Origin of the sequence: Massilia sp. BHUDP2, assembly GCF_046236355.1 — a bacterium.
Taxonomy (GTDB): domain Bacteria; phylum Pseudomonadota; class Gammaproteobacteria; order Burkholderiales; family Burkholderiaceae_D; genus Telluria; species Telluria varians.
Genome location: NZ_JBJUVW010000003.1, coordinates 838777 through 856045, shown reverse-complemented (window position 1 = coordinate 856045; position 17269 = coordinate 838777). Strand labels below are relative to the sequence as shown.

The window sequence follows — 17269 nt, the reverse complement described above, 5'->3', positions numbered from 1 at the left end:
AACCAATTCGAACAACCAGAAGCGAAAGACAAACGCATGTTCACCAAAATCCTCATCGCCAACCGTGGCGAAATCGCCTGCCGTGTCGCCGCCACCGCGCGCCGCATGGGTATCCGCACCGTCGCCGTCTACTCGGAAGCCGATGCGGGCTCGAAGCACGTGGCGGTCTGCGATGAGGCGGTCCTGATCGGCGCAGCAGCCGCCAAGGACAGCTACCTGCGCGGGCAGAAGATCATCGAGGTGGCCAAGGCCACGGGCGCCCAGGCGATCCATCCGGGCTACGGCTTCCTGTCCGAGAACGCGGAGTTTGCCGAAGCCGTGCAGGCCGCCGGCCTGGTGTTCATCGGCCCGCCAGGTTCCTCGATGCGCGCGATGGGCTCGAAGTCGGCCGCCAAGCAGCTGATGGAGGGTGCCAACGTGCCCCTGGTGCCGGGCTACCACGGCGACAACCAGGAGCCGGCTTTTCTCCACGAGCAGGCCGACCGCATCGGCTACCCGGTGCTGCTCAAGGCCAGCGCCGGCGGCGGCGGCAAGGGCATGCGCGTGGTCGAGCGCTCGGAAGACTTCGAAGCCGCGCTGGCCTCGTGCAAGCGCGAAGCGATCAGCTCCTTCGGCGACGACAAGGTGCTGGTCGAGAAATACCTGATCCGCCCGCGCCACATCGAGATCCAGGTGTTCGCCGACACCCATGGCAACTGCGTCTACCTGCACGAACGCGACTGCTCGGTGCAGCGCCGCCACCAGAAGGTGCTGGAAGAAGCGCCGGCCCCTGGCATGACCGGGGACCGCCGCGCCGCCATGGGCGAAGCGGCCGTGAATGCCGCGCGCGCGGTCGGCTACGTGGGCGCCGGCACGGTGGAATTCATCGCCAACCAGGATGGTTCCTTCTACTTCATGGAGATGAACACCCGCCTGCAGGTGGAGCACCCGGTCACCGAAATGATCACCGGCACCGACCTGGTCGAATGGCAGCTGCGCGTGGCCTTCGGCGAGCCGCTGCCGAAGAAGCAGCATGAACTGGCGATCCACGGCCATGCGATCGAGGCGCGCATCTACGCCGAGAACCCGGAAAAAGGCTTCCTGCCGTCGATCGGCACGCTGCGCCACATGGACACGCCGCAAGCGGTCGAATTCCAGCTGGGCGCCGACGGCACGAATCCGGCCGCAGTGCGCGTGGACTCGGGCGTGCGCGAAGGCGATGCGATTTCGCCCTTCTACGACCCGATGATCGCCAAGCTGATCGTCTGGGGCGCCGACCGCACCCAGGCGCTGGCGCGCCTGTCGCAGGCCCTGGCCGAATTCCAGATCGTCGGCCTGGCGACCAACATCGCCTTCCTGAAGCGCCTGGTCGAGGGCGAAGCCTTCTCGACGGCCGACCTGGACACCGGCCTGATCGACCGCCACGGCGAAACGCTGTTCCCGGCCCCTGGCGCCGCGCCGCTGGGCGCGCTGGCCCTGGCCGCGCTGGCACTCAGCAGCGGCGAAACCGTGCGCGGCGCGGCCAATCCGGCCGATCCGTGGGCGCAGGCACGCGGCTGGCGCATGAACAGCGCCTACCGCCGCGTGCTCTCCTTTGCCGATGAGTTCAGCGGCGACAAAGGCTACCAGGTCGGTTTGACCTATGGCGCCCACGGCTGGGACATCGACGCGGGCGGCGAGCGCCAGCCCCTGGAACTGGTGCGCCACGGAGGCGCCGAGCTGAGCATCCGCCTGGGCGAGACCTCGCTGCACGGCAGCGTGCGCCGCGACGGCGATCTGTTCCACGTGTTCACCGGCGGCCGTCATTACACCCTGTCGTACAATGACCCGATGGCGCATGCCGGCGAGCACGAGGCTGCGGGCGGGCGCCTGACCGCGCCGATGCCGGGTAAAGTGGTGGCGGTGCTGGCCTCGTCCGGCAAGGAAGTGAAGAAGGGCGAGCCGCTGGTCATCATGGAAGCAATGAAGATGGAGCACACGATTTCCGCGCCGAGCGACGGCCTGGTGGAAGAAGTGCTGTACCAGGTCGGCGACCAGGTGGCGGATGGCGCGCCGCTGCTGGCTTTCAAGGCGGCGGCGTAATACCAATACAAGAATAAAGAAGGGGGGAGACCATGCGCATACTCCTGTTCCGTGGAGACGGCGTGATCGAGCCATGGGTGCGCGAATTCGCTGCCCTCATGCCGCAGGCGGAGACCGTCGCATGGAAAGAAGGCGCCGCCCTGCCGCCCTGCGACTACGCGGTGGTATGGAGCCCCACGCCGGCCCTGCTGGACCAGCTCGCGCACGTGCGCGCGATCTTCCTGATGGGCGCCGGCGTCGACGCCCTGCTCAAGCTGGGCGATGCGCTGCCGCCGGTGCCGATCGTGCGCCTCGGCGACGCCGGCATGGGCGTGCAGATGGCGGAATACGTGGCCCATGCGGTGTTGCGCTACTACCGCCACTTCGACGACTACGAACAGCAGGCGCGCCACGGCGTCTGGGACCCGCTGCCGCTCACGCCCAAGGACGAGTTCGCGGTCGGGATCATGGGCCTGGGCAGGCTCGGCCTGCCGGTGGTCGAAGCGATGCGCCTGTTCGGCTTCCCGGTGCGCGGCTGGAGCCGCACGCCCAAGGACATTTCCGGCGTCGAATGCTTCCACGGTGCTGACGCTTTGGATTCATTTCTCCGTGGTACCAAGGTGCTGGTCTGCATGCTGCCTCTCACGCCCGAGACGGCCAACCTGCTCGACCGCCACAACCTGGGCAAACTGCAGCCGGGCGCCTATCTCATCAACGTCTCGCGCGGCGCCATCCTGGCCGAGCCCGACCTGATGACGATGATCCGCTCCGGCCAGATCGCCGGCGCCACGCTGGATGTGTTCCGGCACGAGCCGCTGCCGGCGCCGCACCCGTTCTGGAACGAGCCGCGCATCAGCATCACCCCGCATATCTCGGCGCTCACCGTGCGCCATGACGCCGTGCGCCAGATCGCCGACAAGATCGCGAAGCTGGAGAGCGGCCAACCTGTCGACGACATTGTCGACCGCGATCTAGGATACTGAAAGATGAATGTGCAAATGCGCCAGCAAGCCAGCCTGCCGAAGAAGGTAAAAATTGTCGAAGTGGGGCCGCGCGACGGCCTGCAGAACGAGAAGGAAGCGCTGTCCGCCGAGGTGAAAATCGAACTGGTGAACCGCCTGGCGCGCGCGGGCTTTCCCAACGTCGAGGCGGCGTCTTTTGTGTCGCCCAAGTGGGTGCCGCAGATGGCGACCAGTGCGGAGGTCATGGCCGGCATCGAGCGCCTGCCGGGCACGATCTACTCGGCGCTGACGCCGAACATGCAGGGTTTCGAGGCCGCACTGGCCGCGAAAGCGGATGAGGTGGTGATCTTCGGCTCGGCCTCGGAAGCCTTCTCGCAGAAGAACATCAACTGCTCGATCGCCGAGTCGATCGCACGCTTCGAGCCGGTGGCAAAAGCCGCCAAGGCCAACAATCTGCGCCTGCGCGCTTCGATCAGCACGGCCTTCGGTTGCCCCTACCAGGGCGAGGTGCCGTTGGAAAGCGTGGCCGACGTGGTGCGCCGCGTGCGCGACCTCGGCGTGGATGAAATCGACATCGCCGACACCATCGGCGTCGCGACCGCGCGCCAGACCCAGGCCGTGATGCTGCGCGTGGCGCAGGAATTCCCCCTGGAACGCCTGTCCGGCCACTTCCACGACACCTATGGACAGGCGCTGGCCAACATCTACGCGGCGCTGGAGGTCGGCGTGGCCATCTTCCACTCGTCGGTGTCGGGCCTGGGCGGTTGCCCGTATGCGAAGGGCGCGACCGGCAACGTCGCCACCGAGGACGTGCTCTACCTGATGAACGGGCTGGGAATCGAGACCGGGATCGACCTCGACCAGGTGGTGGATGCGGGGCAGTTCATCTCGCAACAGCTGGGCCGTAAAGGGGCAAGCCGGGCGGGCAACGCGATTGCCGCCAAGCGTGCAGGCTAGGTTTCGTAGGGTGGACGGGAGAACCCGTCCACCCTACAAAAGCGAACTCGGAAACGAAAAAGGCCGGCAGTTTTCACTGTCGGCCTTTTCCTTAATGCTGGTCGGAGTACAAGGATTCGAACCTTGGACCCTCTGGTCCCAAACCAGATGCGCTACCGGGCTGCGCTACACTCCGAGAAGAAGAATCATACCTCCTCAGGGGGATCCGGTCAAGGTTTCAGGCCAAATTAAGGACTGTTGTCGTATTCTGCGACAACAATTCGGCCAAGAACATGATGAGTTTGACAGCAGCTTACCGCGGCGATGCAGGCATGATGCAGGGGAACAACCGCGTCCTCGTCGGCGTCGGGGTATCCATGACCGTGCACATCCTCTTGATGCTTGCCTACCGCAACACCGGACCAGCCCCGGCCCCCACCGTGCCTGAACCGCCCTCTTTCATTACTGTGCGCATCGCGCCGCCGCTGCCGGCGCCGCCCCCGCCGCGCGCCGAGCCGGCAGCGCGACAGCGCAGCGCAGCGCCAGCGGCACGCAGCGCACGCAACGAACGCAAGTCAGCGCCGCAAGCCGTGATTGCGGTTCCGGTGTCACCCGACCAGGAAGACGCGCCGGCTGCCTTTACGGTGCAACAGGCGGCCGAACCGGTACCAGGCGAGGCGCCCCAGTTCGACATGAACGTCGCCAGGCAGACAGCGCGACAACTGGCAGGTCAAACCAAACTGGGCCGCGAAGGACATGCGAACGCGCAATTCCCCGATCCGCCCCTGGAAACGGAATCGAAGCTCGGCAAGGCCATCAGCAGGGCCAAGCGCCGCAACTGCAAGGACGGCATCCCCGGTGGATTGCTGGCGCCGCTGTTCCTGGCCATGGACAAGAAGGACCACGGCTGCAAGTGGTGAGGCCTTACACGCCCTTTTTCGGCTTCAGGTAGCCGTGCATGTCCAGCCAGCGTGCGAAGCCGTCGAACCATCCGGTGCTGGTGGTGGTCTTCTGGTACATGCCGAAGCCGTGGCCGCCCTGCTCGTAGAGGTGAAACTCCACCGGCCGCTTGGCGGCGCGCCAGCTGTCGACCAGGCCATAGCCGGCATTGCCGAACAGCGGATCGTCCGCGGCCAGCGCGATGAACAGCGGCGGCGCGTCAGGCGGCGCCTTCATCGGGCTGAGTGGACCGTAGACGTTCCCGATGAAGGCCGGCTTGGCATCCTGCCCATGCAGCGCGGTCGCCATCGTCAGCATCGCGCCGGCGGAAAAGCCGACCATGCCGATGCGCTCGGGATCCACCCGCCACTCCTTGGCGCGCGAGCGCACCAGCGCGAAAGCCGCGCGCGCATCGGCGATCTGCGGCGCCAGGGTCACAGCAGGATCCTGCTGCGACGCGCGCCGGGCCGCCTGTGCGCCGGCCGAGAACATCTGCGCCATCGAGCGCCCGAATTCCCCCATGTCCTGCGGCGTCTGGTTGAGCCGGTACTTCAGCACGAAGGCCGCCACGCCCTTGTCGGCCAGCGCCCGGGCCACGTCCCAGCCTTCGTTATTCATCGACAGCGTGCGAAAGCCCCCGCCCGGCGCAACGATCACCGCGGCGCCGGTCGCCTTCCCCTGGGTCGGCAGGAAGGGCGTCAGGGTCGCCAGCGTGACGTTGCGGGCGAACACGCTGCCGTACTGGCTGTGCCAACTTTCTTTCACGCTCGCGCCCGGCAGCTCGCCGGTCCCCAGCACGATCGCGTCCGGCTGCGCCGGGATCGCGATCGGCGTCATCCTGTCGTCCTGCGCCAGCGCCGGCACGGCCAGGGCGCAAGCCAGGCCGGCTACCCCGGCAGCCAGGCCCATGCGGATTGTCCTCATCATGTGTTTTCTCCTCTCCAAGGGATGTCTTCCAAGCACTGCAGTCTTATAATGGTTGCGCTAACATTCTGCGGCAATTCCTTGGCAAGGGACCAATAACTTTTTATCGCATGCCGATATCCGAATTGGTATCAGGGGCTGCTGCAGTAGAATGCCTTCGGAAGCCGGTTGCACCGACCGGCAAGGCAAGAACAGGAATCAAGATGGCAAAGAAGGAAGAACTGGACGAAGAAACGCTGGCCTTCATCGGCTGGCTCACCGAAGTGGAGAAATTCCTGGTCGCCGGCGGCGCCACCGTCAGGCAGGCCCAGGACCATATCGAAGAACAGGTCGAATGGTTCACCGACCAGTTCTACGATGGCTTGAGCCCTGAAGAAGCCGCGAAAGAGGCGCTCGCCTGAAGGCTTGACGCGGCCTGTCAGGCCTGCGCCAGCAGCTGGACAGGCGGCCTGCCTGCGCCGGCATAAGCGGCCGCGCCAGCACCCTTGAGGCCCTGCGCACGCAGGCGGAAGGCGCCGACCGCCTGCGCCAGGCTGTCCGCTTCCTCGCGCAGCGCCTGGGCTGCGGCGGAGGCCTGCTCGACCAGGGCCGCGTTCTGCTGGGTGGCATGGTCCATCTGGATGATCGCCTGGTTCACCTGTTCGATGCCGGTGGCCTGCTCCTGGCTGGCCGCCATGATCTCGGCCATGATGTCGGTGACGCGGCCGACGCTGCGGACGATCTCTTCCATCGTGGCGCCGGCCTGCTCCACCAAGGTCGAGCCTTCGCTCACCGTCCGTATCGAATCCTCGACCAGCGTCTTGATTTCCCTCGCAGCGGCGGCGCTGCGCTGGGCCAGGTTGCGCACTTCGCCGGCCACTACCGCGAAGCCGCGTCCCTGCTCGCCCGCGCGCGCGGCCTCCACCGCGGCATTCAGGGCCAGGATATTGGTCTGGAACGCGATGCCGTCGATGACGCCGGTGATGTCGCCGATGCGCGCCGCCGAGGCGTCGATCGCGGCCATGGTGTCCACCACCTTCGCCACCACCTGCCCGCCCTGGTTCGCCACCGCCGACGCCGACTGCGCCAGCCCGTTGGCCTGGCGCGCATTGTCGGCATTCTGCTTGACGGTCGAGGTCAGCTCTTCCATCGAGGCCGCGGTCTCCTCCAGCGAAGCCGCCTGCTGTTCGGTACGCGCCGACAGGTCCAGGTTGCCGGCCGCGATCTGGCCGGAGGCGGTGGCGATGGTGTCGGTGCCGCCGCGCACCCGCCTGACGATGGCGGCCAGCCCTTCGTTCATGTCGCTCAGCGCCTGCATCAGGCGTCCGGTTTCGTCCCGCCCCTGGACATCGATGTCCCGGGTCAGGTCGCCGTCGGCCACCGCACCGGCGATCCGCACCGCCTGCTCGAGCGGACCGACGATGCCGCGCACCAGCACCACCCCGACCGTGCCGGCCAGCAGCAGGCCCAGGATCATGCCGCCCAGGCAGACCGCGCGCACCACTTCGAACTGGTGGCGCGAGGCCTCGTTCGACTTCCTGGCCTCGTCGAGCTGCAGCTGGATGAGCGCATCGATGGCGGTGGCGGCCGGCCGGAACAGTTCGACCAGCGGGCCGTGCACGATCTGGCGCGCAAGCTCCAGGTCCCCGGCGCGCAGGGCCGCGGCGGCGGGCTGCAGACCACGCTCGACGAAGGCCGCGCGCGCCTGCAGGAAGCGCGCGGCGGCTTCCTGCTCCTGCCCTGCCAGGCCTGAACCGGTGTAGGCCTTCCACTGTTCGTCGATCACGGCCTTGTTGCGCTCGATGTCGTCGAGCAGGGCCGGCACGCGGGCGGCATCGGCCGTCAAGGCTTCGGAGACGTTGAACTGGTTGCGGTTCAGCCTGCGCACAATCTGGTCGAGCTGACCCAGGCGGACCAATCGGTCGGCGTACAGGGACTGCAGCTCGTCGTTGGCCTGTCCCAGGCTGAACAGCCCGACGGTCGCGCCGATGACCAGTTCGATGCCGAGCAGGGAGAGCACGAGCAGGAGGCGGAGCTTGATGCTGAGTTGATTGAATAGACGCATAGGATGGACTCTTACATGGTTGAACACAGGGCCGGCGCTTCCTCCGCCAGCAGGCGCGCTACCTCGTCGGGCCAGACGGGCCGGCTGAAGTAATACCCCTGGATTTCATCGCAGCCGTTTTCCTTCAAAAAGGCCACCTGCTCCGCCGTCTCGACGCCTTCCGCGACCGCCGACAGGCCGAGCGAATGGGCCAGGGTGATGATGGCGCGGATGATGGCCGCGCCGGTGGCATCGCCTTCCATGTCCCTGACGAAGGCGCGATCGATCTTCAGCACGTCGAGCGGGAAGCGCTTCAGGTAGCTCAGCGAGGAATAGCCGGTGCCGAAGTCGTCGATCGACACGGTCACGCCGAGCTCCCTCAGCGAACGCAGCACGTCGGCGGCGTCCTCGGTGTCGTGCATGACGGTGCTCTCGGTGATCTCGAGCTCCAGTCCGGCCGGCGCCAGGCCGCTGTCCTCGAGGGCCCTGCGCACCCGCCCCGCCAGCCCGGGCTGCTGGAACTGCCGCGCCGACAGGTTGACCGACACGCGGCCGCCGAACAGGCCTTGCGCGCGCCATGCGGCGGCGCAGGTGCAGGCCTCGCGCAGCACCCACAGGTCGAGCTCGTTGATCAGGCCGCTCTCCTCGGCCAGCGGAATGAAGCGCGCCGGCGACAGCAGGCCGAGTTCCGGATGGCGCCAGCGCACCAGGGCCTCGACGCCGACCATGTGCCCGTCCTTCATGCTGATGCGCGGCTGGTACTGGAGCACGAATTCCTTGCGCTTGATGGCATGGCACAGCATGGTTTCCAGGTCGACCCGTTCGCGGATCGCGCCGCCCATGCGGGGCGTATAGAAGCACAGGTGCGCCGGTCCTTCGTGGCGTGCGCAGGCGCTCGCCACCTGGGCCATGTGCAGGAGCTGGGGTGCCTGGCAGGGCTCGGGCGGCAGGACCGCGATGCCCACGCTGGCCGACAGGAACACGCAGTGCCCGCCCGGCGCGAACGGCAGGCGCATGCACTCCTGCAGTCCCCTGGCGAGCGCCGTCGCGCCGTCGCGGTCGGCCTGCCTGCATACGACGATGAATTCGTTGCCGCCCTGGTGCGCGAGCAGGTCGTCCGGGCCCAGGCGCGCAGCCAGGCGCGCCATGCATTCGTGCAGCACCTCGTCGCCCCCGGCCCAGCCATAGTGGCTGTTGATCTTCCTGAAGCCGTCGATGTCGAGCACGATCACGGCCACCGAGCCGCCGCCGCGACGTGCGGCATCGATCGCTTCGGCCAGCACGTCCAGCGCGTGGCGCCGGTCCGGCAACGGGGCCGGTGGGTCCGGCGCGGATGGAGAGCACGAGGCAGGTTCCGGACGGTGTCCCACACCCGGTTCCGGCACGCGGCGCGCCCGCAACACCAGGATGATGGCCGCGCCGGCGCTCACGCCGACCGCGAAGGCCAGCAAGCTCGCGCAGCTCAGGGCCAGCCCCAGGGTGAGCACGGCCAGCAGGGCGCCCAGGATCACCAGGCGCAGGCCGCCCGGCATACGGTGCAGCAGTGTCCTCATGCCGACGCGTCCACGTATCCGTCGCGCAGCCGCCGCTCGATCTCGGCTGCCGGCGCCGGCTTGCCGAACCGGTATCCCTGCAGGTGGCGGCAGCCGTGCGCTTCCAGGAAGGCCTGCTGCTCCGCGCTCTCGACGCCCACGGCGACCACGTCGAGCTGCAGCGAGCCGGCCAGCGCGATCACCGCATGGACGATGGCGGCCGCGTCGCTGTCGCCCGGGATATCGGCGACGAAGGAACGGTCGATCTTCAGGCCATGGATCGGGAAGCGCTTGAGATTGGCCAGGCTCGAGTAACCGGTACAGAAATCGTCGATGGCCAGCTGGATGCCCATGTTCGACAGGCGCACCATGGCCTCGGCCGCGGTGCCCGGACTTTCCATCAGGAGGGTCTCGGTGATCTCCAGCGTCAGCGCGTTCGGGTCGCAGCCCGACGCTTCCAGCAGCTGCTCCACCTGTGCGGCGATGTCCTGCTGGTGGAACTGGCGCGCCGAGACGTTCACGCTCATGCGCAGCGGCGCGAGACCCATGCGGGCGAAGTCCGCCAGTTGGCGCATCGCGGTGGCCAGCACCCACTCGCCGATCGGCACGATCAGGCCGGTTTCTTCCGCCAGCGGGATGAAGTCGGCGGCCGGCAGGACCTCGACGCCGTCGACCTCCCAGCGCAGCAGGGCTTCCAGCCCGACGATGCGGCCGCTGGCGATGTCGACCTGGGGCTGGTAGTACAGGTGCAGTTCCTCGCGCTGCAGCGCGCGCTGCAGCCTTGCCTCGACATGCAGGTGCTCTTCGGCACGCATGCCCATGTCTTCGGTATAGAAATGGAAGTGATTGCCGCCGTTCGCCTTGGAGCGGTACATGGCGGTATCGGCGGCCTTGAGCAGGGCCGTCGGGTCCTGCCCGTCGCGCGGATAGAGCGCGATGCCGATGCTCCCAGTGGGGAACAGCTCGGTCCCGGCCAGCATCAAGGGCTGGAACAGCTCCGACAGCACCTTCTGGGCCACCAGGGCCGCGTCGCCGCTACTCGCCAGGTCCGGCAGCACCACGACGAATTCGTCGCCGCCCTGGCGCGCCACGGTGTCGCTCTCGCGCAGGCTGTGACTCAGGCGGCGCGCGATCTCGATGATCATCTGGTCGCCTGCCTCGTGCCCGAGACTGTCGTTGACGTGCTTGAAGCGGTCGAGGTCGACGAACATCACCCCGACCAGGCGTCCGCTGCGCTGGGCTTGGGAGATCGCGTGCGCGAGCCGGTCCTGCAGCAGGATGCGGTTCGGCAGGCCGGTCAGCGCATCGTGGTTCGCCATGCGCAGCAAGGCCTCCTCGGCCTCCTTCCTGCGCGAGATGTCCTCGACCGCGATGATCAGGCGCAGCTGGCCGCTGACGGCTTCGCGCATCGCGGACGCGCTGACCGTCACCCAGACCGGGTTGCCGCGCTTCGAGATGAAGCGTGTCTCGCGCTGGAAGTCGCGGATCTCGCCGTCGATGAGCTGCCGGAACAGCGCACGGTCTTCCAGCAGGTTGCTCTGGTAGGTGATCTGGTAAAGGAAACGCTGGAGCAGCTCGATCTCGGTAAACCCGACGATCTGGGTCAGCTTGCGGTTGACCCGCACGAAGCGGCCTTCGCGCGACAGCAGGGCAATGCCGACCGCGGCCTGGGAGAAGGTCAGGCGGAAGAATTCCTCGCTCTCCTGCAGGCGCAGGCGGGCCTGGCGCTTGAAGGTGACGTCGTGGCCGATCAGCAGCAGGATCTTCTCGTCGGCCTGCCTGGTGCGGCGGATGTTGAATTCGAAATAGCGCACCCCGTCGGCATGGCCGTCGACCGTGACGACGATCCCGTCCTGCGGCGCGCCGGATGCCAGCGCGGTGGCCATGCGTTCGGCCAGCTCGGGCGAAGGCAGCAGCGATTCCAGCCAGGGGCTCGCCTCGAGCGCATCGTCCGGGATGCCGAGCATGTCCCGCATCGTCGCATTCATCGAGCGGATCCGGCCGGAAGCATCGGTGACGATCAGCCCGGCCGGCATGCCGCCGATGACCTGTTCCAGGTAGTTCTGGTGCTGGACCACGCTGCGCCGGTCGGCGTGGGCGTAGGTGTCGAGGGCCAGGCCCATGTCCAGGCAGACGACCTTGAGCACGCTGTTGAACATCGCCCGGAAGCGTTCCGGCTCGGCGTGGAACTGCTTCCACAGGAGGTCGAACATGCCCGCCACGTACTTGCGGTAGGCCCCGATGTACCATTTCGGCTCCAGCCCGATGCGCTGGTGGACCAGTCCGACCCGCAGGCGGTCGCGGATGTAGGCGCCGTCGTAGTCGCCCGAAGTCAGGCTGCGGAAATAGGCGGCCTGCGAGTGCTTCAGGCGCTGGACGGTGCCGTCGTCCTTCACCAGCTGGCGCAGCTGGGGAAAACCGAGGATGTGCTCGTAGAAATCGTCCGAGAAGGTGTCGGTGTCTTCCACGGCCAGGCCGTGCAGCTCGCGCAGCAGGGCGAGATCGTCCGGGCGCAGGTCGAGGAAGGCCATGCGTTCGGCCACCTCTTGCTGGTCGAGTCCAATTTCGCGTCCGATCGTGTCGACCGTTTCATCCAATGCGTTCGTCGGCATTGACCTCACAAGCTGCTGCACATGCTGCACCATAGCGATACCCATCGTCGTTGATTGAAGCCACAAAAGAACGCCATTGCCACCAGGCATGTCGTTGATTACTCAGCAATCGATCCGGAAGGGTGCTCGAACGAGCGGGAATGCCACTGGCTTTGAGTGAACTACGGTAGCGATGCGAGTTCTCGCGGTTAAAACCTTAATTCATGATTCCCACAAGATATTTAAGTGAATACAGAGCAATATTGTAGGTACGCAATTTGTGCCGATCAAACCAATTGCTTGATCTGAATCAAAAATTGCTTAACTAAATTTCCATTCACATGGCGACGTGACAACGCATTGCGCTGCCCGGCACAGGAAATGGAGAGGGAAACAGGAAGGAGGCCTGGGCGGACAGCCCAGGCCAGGGAAGAAGGGGGTGGGACTATTGCAAGCGGGCGGCCGGGACCATCACTCGCCCTTGATCTGCAGGGCGCGCTCGTACAGCGCATTCTTCTTGCGCCCGGTGATCTGCGCCGCCAGGTTCGCTGCCTGCTTGACCGAGCATTCGCCCAGCAGGATCTGGAGGATGCGTTCCGCTTCCGCATCCTGCGCATCGGTTTCCAGGGTGGCCCCTTCCACCAGCACGACGAATTCGCCGCGCTCGCGGTGCTGGTCGGCCGTGACCCAGGCCCGTGCCTTGCTCAGCGGGCAGCGGTGCACTTCCTCGAACATCTTGCTCAGCTCGCGCGCGAACACCACCTGGCGGGTCGGCTCGAACACGCTCATCAAGCCTTCGACGCACTCGACGATGCGGTGCGGCGCTTCGTAGATGACGAGGGTCGAGGTCTCGCGCGCCAGCTCGGCCAGCGCGCTTTCGCGCTGCTTCGATTTTGCCGGCAGGAAGCCGACGAAATGGAAGCGGTCGTTCACCAGACCGCTGGCCGACAGGGCCGCGATCGCCGCCGACGGTCCCGGCAGCGGCACCACGTTCAGCCCGGCCGCGCGCACCGCATCGACGATCTTCGCCCCTGGGTCGGAGACGGCCGGCGTGCCCGCATCCGACACCAGCGCCACGCGCTGTCCGGCCTGCAGGCGCTCGACGATCTTGTCGGCCGCCTCGCGCTCGTTGTGCATGTGCGCGGCGATGGTCTGCTTGCTCAAGCCAAAGCGTTGCAGGAGCGCGCCGGTCTTGCGGGTGTCTTCACAGGCCACGACATCGGCGAGCGCCAGCAGGTGCAATGCGCGCAGCGTGATGTCGGTGACGTTGCCGATCGGTGTAGCCACGACATACAGCGTTGCGGTAGGATAGGACTGCTGGGCCGCTTCGCCCATGACGGGAAGCCGGGCGATGTCGATGGTCTGCTGTTCTGTCATAAGGGATTCCGATGTTGAAGAAGAAGAATATCAGGGCGCTGCTGGCGACGGCCGCGCTGGGCGTATTGGCCTCGTCACTGGCGGGCTGCAGCAGCACGCCAATGCCGCCGGACAGGGGCTGCGGCGTACCGGGCGGATTTTGCGCGCCCGCAGCGCCGAGTGCAAGCCCGCCACCTGCCGAACCCGGCTATACGCCCCCGCCGGCGTCCGCCCCGGTCCGCACCAATCCGGTCGAACTCGGGCCTTCCGATGGCCGTCCGCTGGCATCGAGCCTCCCCCGCACGGGCGTGCAAGGAGTACGTATTGCCCTGCTGCTGCCCATGCAATCCGACGCATTCGCCCAGCCTGCCGAAGCGCTGCGCGCCGGCTTCATGGCCGGCTACGAACGCGACCGCAGCGGCGTGACCGTCAACCTGGTTCCCACCAGCGATTCCGCGCAGGCCACGCTCGATGCCTATGCGCGTGCCAGCGAACAGAACGACATCGTGGTCGGCCCCCTCACCCGCCCTGCCGTGGCCGCATTGGCCACCAGCGGCATCGTGAGCAAGCCGACCATTGCCCTGAATCACCCGCAGACCAATGGCCCGCTGCCGCGCCAGATGCTGGTGGTCGGCCTGTCGCTCGAAGAAGAAGCCAGCCAGGTGGCCGACTGGGCTGCCGCGGAACAGCCGGGCGGGCGCGCCCTGGTGCTGACCGGAAAGGCCGCATGGCAGCAACGCCTGTCGGGCGCCTTCGCCGCGCGCTGGGCGCAGCTGGGCCTGAACAATGCTACCGTCGAACTGCCCAGCAGCGACGGCTACGTGGATCCCAACGCGCTGGCCGAGCTGCGCGCGCGCATGCAGGTCGACCAGCCGCAACTGGTGTTCGCCGCCCTCGACCCGGTCCAGCTGCGCCAGGTGCGCAGCGCCATCGGCACCTCGCTGCCGACCTATGGTACCGGCTCGATCAACCCGGGCCCGGACCCGACCGTGGGCGGACCGGAACTGGCCGGGGTGCGCATCCTCGACCTGCCCTGGACCGTGCAGCCGGACAATCCCCTGGTGGCAAGCTATCCGCGCTGGAGCGGCGAGACCGGCGGCTACGACATGAAGCGTCTGTACGCCCTCGGCATCGACGCCTACCGCATCGCCCGCGAACTGGCCGCACGTCCCGACGCCCGCTTCGAACTGGATGGCGTGACCGGCCGCCTGTCGATCGATATGGGCGCCGGTGCAGGGGGCTTCCGGCGCGTCGAAACCGGCACGGTGTACCGTGACGGCATGTACGAAACGGTCGCTTTTTAATCATGTGGCCGCTGCGCCTGTCACCGCGGCAGGCCCAGGGCCGCGACTGGGAGCGGGTCGCCCTGCTCCACCTGCGACGCCACGGCTTGCAGCCGGTCGAAGAGAATTTTCGCTGCAAGGGCGGCGAAATCGACCTGGTCATGCGCGATGGCGATACCCTGGTGTTCGTCGAGGTGCGCCAGCGTGCCGATCGCGAACACGGCGGCGCTGCCGCCAGCATCACTCCCGCCAAGATCCGCCGCCTGGTGCGCGCGGCCCAGGTGTACCTGTTGCGTTTTCCCGTTACGCCGCCTTGCCGCTTCGATGTCGTCGCCATCGATGGCGAACAGCTGGAGTGGCTGCAAAATGTCATCGACTAACTGTATCTACGGCGCTTATTTAAATGTAAGCAATTTTTACCGTGGTTGCCCGACCTGGGTTGCCACTGCACTATAATTCTCGGCTATGAACACTCAACGCATCCTCGCTCACTTCCAGGAGAGCGCCGATCTCAAGATGAAATCGGCTGCTGCCCTGGCACAACCCATTTCGCAGGCCGTCGAACTCATGTTCGGCGCCCTGTCCAACGGCAACAAGATCCTGGCCTGCGGTAACGGCGGTTCCGCCGCCGACTGCCAGCACTTCGCTGCCGAGCTCGTCGGTCGCTTTGAGCGCGAGCGCTTCCCGCTGCCCGCGATCGCGCTGACCACCGACACCTCGATCATGACGGCGGTCGGCAACGACTACAGCTTCAAGGAGATCTTCTCGAAGCAGGTGCAGGCCTTCGGCCAGGCCGGCGACGTCCTGCTGGCGATCTCGACCTCGGGCAATTCGGCCAACGTGCTGGCCGCGGTCGAGGCGGCGCTGGAGCGCGAGATGCGCATCGTCGCCTTCACCGGCAAGGACGGCGGCGCGCTGGCGAAGATGCTGACCGACGCCGACATCCATATCAACGTGCCCCACGCACGCACCGCGCGCATCCAGGAAGTCCACCTGTGCGCGATTCACTGCATCTGCGACGGCATCGACGTCGCACTGTTCGGAGGAGAAGAGGAATGACCAAACTGCGCCCGCTGGCCGGCCTGCTGTCCAAAATCGTCCTGGGTACCGCGCTCGCGGCATCGCTGTCGGGCTGCGTGGCCATGGCCGTGGGCGGCGCCGCCACAGCCGTCCTGTCGGCCAACGACCGCCGCACCCTCGGCATGCAGACCGAGGACAAGGCGATCAACGTCAAGGCCGAGCTCAAGCTGCGCGAGCTCACCGGCGAGAACGGCCACATCAACGTCACCAGCTACAACCGCAAGGTGCTGCTGACCGGCGAAGTGCGCGACGACGCGATGAAGCAGGCGGCCGAGCGCGAAGTGCGCGCGATCGACAACGTGGTCTCGGTGATCAACGAGCTGGAAATCGCCGGCCCGTCGAGCTATACCTCGCGTTCGAACGACGCCCTGATCACCACCAAGGTCAAGGCCAGCCTGGTCGACAAGAAGACCGTCTCGGCCACCGCCTTCAAGGTGACCACCGAGCGCGGCATCGTCTACCTGCAGGGCCTGGTCACCGCGCGTGAAGGCAATATCGCCGCCGACGTCGCCAAGGGCGTGCCGGGCGTGGTCAAGGTCGTCAAGATCTTCGAATACATCGCCGACGAAGACCCGCGCGCCAACCAAACGGCGCCAAGCCAGGGTTAATGCCAACGGCAGGACTGCGGTCCTGCCGTTTTCTCATCCGCCTCCATCATGACCGCTCAGACTTTCTCCCGTTCCTGGATCAAGCCCGCCGCCGCTGCCGCCGTCGTGCTGGCCCTGGCCGGCATCGGCTACGCCTCCTTCACGAGCGCCCCGCCCGCGCCGAACGTCACCTTCATCAGCATTGCCGGCGACAAGATCAGTACCGAGTCCCTGCGCGGCAAGGTGGTGATGGTGAACTTCTGGGCGACTTCCTGCGTCACCTGCGTCAAGGAGATGCCGCAGATGGTCGAGACCTACAACAAATACAAGGCACAGGGCCTGGAGTTCGTGGCGGTCGCAATGCAGTACGACCCGCCCAACTACGTGCTGAACTTCACCGAGACCCGCCAGCTGCCCTTCAAGGTCGCCATCGACTCGGCCGGCGACATCGCGAAGCAGTTCGGCGACGTCACCCTGACCCCGACCACTTTTGTCATCGACAAGCAGGGCAGGATCATCAAGCAGTACGTGGGCGAGCCGGACTTCCCGACCCTGCACAAGCTGATCGAGAAAGAGCTGGCTTCTTAAGCCTTGGGGTACAAAATCATCTGGGTGCAGCGGAACAGGGCGATGGTCTTGCCGCTGTCCTTGTCGGTGACCACAGCATCCCACACCTGCGTGGTGCGTCCCAGGTGCACGGCGGTCGCCACCACGGCGATGGTTCCCTGGCGCGCGGTGCCCAGGTGGTTCGACTTCAATTCGATGGTGGTGAAGCTGTGCGCGCCTTCCGGCAGGTGAGCGATGCAGGCGTAGCCGGCCGCGGTGTCGGCCAGCGTGACCACGCTGCCGGCGTGCAGGTAGCCGTTCGGGGCCAGCAGGTGGGGCTGCACGGGCAGCTCGGCCGCGACGCGGCCTTCGGCGACTTCGGTGATCCGGATGCCGAGGTGGCCCGGCAGGAAGGACTTGCCGAAGTCGTTGAAGGAGTCAGGGGTGTACTTGGGGTTCATGGCGGGTAC

Annotated in this window: 16 protein-coding genes and 1 tRNA gene; 10 read left to right on the top strand and 7 right to left on the bottom strand. The window is 66.6% G+C overall.

Going from position 1 to position 17269, the window contains the following annotated elements:
* The first annotated feature begins 36 nt into the window (after positions 1 to 36).
* The 3 genes from ACK6C6_RS20625 to ACK6C6_RS20615 are packed head-to-tail and all read left to right on the top strand — an operon-like array spanning position 37 to position 3959.
* A complete protein-coding gene (locus tag ACK6C6_RS20625; RefSeq protein ID WP_409269029.1) occupies positions 37 to 2061 on the top strand; it encodes an acetyl/propionyl/methylcrotonyl-CoA carboxylase subunit alpha in 2025 nt (674 codons plus the stop codon).
* Between the two features lie 32 nt (positions 2062 to 2093).
* On the top strand, positions 2094 to 3023 hold the full coding sequence (locus tag ACK6C6_RS20620) for a 2-hydroxyacid dehydrogenase (RefSeq protein WP_409269028.1): 930 nt from the start codon (positions 2094 to 2096) through the stop codon (positions 3021 to 3023).
* A 15-nt stretch (positions 3024 to 3038) separates the two neighbouring features.
* Complete coding sequence (locus tag ACK6C6_RS20615; RefSeq protein WP_409269208.1) at positions 3039 to 3959, top strand: hydroxymethylglutaryl-CoA lyase; 921 nt, start codon at positions 3039 to 3041, stop codon at positions 3957 to 3959.
* A 98-nt stretch (positions 3960 to 4057) separates the two neighbouring features.
* Here ACK6C6_RS20615 and ACK6C6_RS20610 read toward each other — a convergent pair.
* Positions 4058 to 4134: transfer RNA gene (locus ACK6C6_RS20610), tRNA-Pro, on the bottom strand.
* Between the two features lie 97 nt (positions 4135 to 4231).
* On the opposite strand from ACK6C6_RS20610, the gene ACK6C6_RS20605 reads away from it, so the two are divergent.
* A complete protein-coding gene (locus ACK6C6_RS20605; protein WP_409269027.1) occupies positions 4232 to 4858 on the top strand; it encodes a hypothetical protein in 627 nt (208 codons plus the stop codon).
* A gap of 4 nt (positions 4859 to 4862) precedes the next feature.
* On the opposite strand, the gene ACK6C6_RS20600 is transcribed toward ACK6C6_RS20605, so the two are convergent.
* Positions 4863 to 5804, bottom strand: a complete 942-nt coding sequence (locus ACK6C6_RS20600) for an alpha/beta hydrolase (RefSeq protein WP_409269026.1) — start codon at positions 5802 to 5804, stop codon at positions 4863 to 4865.
* 200 nt (positions 5805 to 6004) lie between these two features.
* On the opposite strand from ACK6C6_RS20600, the gene ACK6C6_RS20595 reads away from it, so the two are divergent.
* Complete coding sequence (locus ACK6C6_RS20595; protein WP_027866389.1) at positions 6005 to 6202, top strand: hypothetical protein; 198 nt, start codon at positions 6005 to 6007, stop codon at positions 6200 to 6202.
* A 17-nt stretch (positions 6203 to 6219) separates the two neighbouring features.
* Here the strand turns inward: ACK6C6_RS20595 and ACK6C6_RS20590 are convergent, their stop codons facing one another.
* From ACK6C6_RS20590 to rsmI, 4 genes are all read right to left on the bottom strand, one after another.
* Positions 6220 to 7845: a methyl-accepting chemotaxis protein gene (locus ACK6C6_RS20590; RefSeq protein WP_409269025.1), complete on the bottom strand. Its 1626-nt coding sequence runs from the start codon at positions 7843 to 7845 to the stop codon at positions 6220 to 6222.
* 11 nt (positions 7846 to 7856) lie between these two features.
* Positions 7857 to 9377, bottom strand: coding sequence for a putative bifunctional diguanylate cyclase/phosphodiesterase (locus tag ACK6C6_RS20585; RefSeq protein WP_409269024.1), 1521 nt, complete (start codon positions 9375 to 9377; stop codon positions 7857 to 7859).
* Entirely contained in the window at positions 9374 to 11968 is a 2595-nt protein-coding gene (locus tag ACK6C6_RS20580) for an EAL domain-containing protein (RefSeq protein ID WP_409269022.1), read from the bottom strand. The genes ACK6C6_RS20585 and ACK6C6_RS20580 overlap by 4 nt, the downstream gene beginning before the upstream one ends.
* Before the next feature lie 450 nt (positions 11969 to 12418).
* Entirely contained in the window at positions 12419 to 13324 is a 906-nt protein-coding gene (gene rsmI / locus ACK6C6_RS20575) for a 16S rRNA (cytidine(1402)-2'-O)-methyltransferase (protein WP_409269021.1), read from the bottom strand.
* Between the two features lie 11 nt (positions 13325 to 13335).
* On the opposite strand from rsmI, the gene ACK6C6_RS20570 reads away from it, so the two are divergent.
* The 5 genes from ACK6C6_RS20570 to ACK6C6_RS20550 all read left to right on the top strand — a co-directional run bounded on the left by ACK6C6_RS20570 (position 13336) and on the right by ACK6C6_RS20550 (position 16841).
* Positions 13336 to 14607 (top strand): penicillin-binding protein activator, encoded by a 1272-nt coding sequence (locus ACK6C6_RS20570; protein ID WP_409269020.1) that lies wholly within the window; start codon positions 13336 to 13338, stop codon positions 14605 to 14607.
* A 2-nt stretch (positions 14608 to 14609) separates the two neighbouring features.
* Positions 14610 to 14966 carry a YraN family protein gene (locus ACK6C6_RS20565; protein ID WP_209589944.1) on the top strand — a complete coding sequence of 119 codons (357 nt, stop codon included), beginning with the start codon at positions 14610 to 14612 and terminating at the stop codon, positions 14964 to 14966.
* A gap of 85 nt (positions 14967 to 15051) precedes the next feature.
* Positions 15052 to 15645 carry a phosphoheptose isomerase gene (locus ACK6C6_RS20560; protein WP_036209780.1) on the top strand — a complete coding sequence of 198 codons (594 nt, stop codon included), beginning with the start codon at positions 15052 to 15054 and terminating at the stop codon, positions 15643 to 15645.
* The gene (locus ACK6C6_RS20555; RefSeq protein ID WP_036209783.1) at positions 15642 to 16274 is read left to right on the top strand and encodes a BON domain-containing protein; all 633 of its coding nucleotides are present in this window, start codon (positions 15642 to 15644) and stop codon (positions 16272 to 16274) included. Before ACK6C6_RS20560 ends, ACK6C6_RS20555 begins: the two co-directional genes overlap by 4 nt.
* A gap of 48 nt (positions 16275 to 16322) precedes the next feature.
* The gene (locus ACK6C6_RS20550) at positions 16323 to 16841 is read left to right on the top strand and encodes a TlpA disulfide reductase family protein (protein ID WP_409269019.1); all 519 of its coding nucleotides are present in this window, start codon (positions 16323 to 16325) and stop codon (positions 16839 to 16841) included.
* Here the strand turns inward: ACK6C6_RS20550 and ACK6C6_RS20545 are convergent.
* Entirely contained in the window at positions 16838 to 17260 is a 423-nt protein-coding gene (locus ACK6C6_RS20545) for a PaaI family thioesterase (RefSeq protein ID WP_209589943.1), read from the bottom strand. The two genes, ACK6C6_RS20550 and ACK6C6_RS20545, sit on opposite strands and share 4 nt — an antisense overlap.
* Positions 17261 to 17269 lie beyond the last annotated feature (9 nt).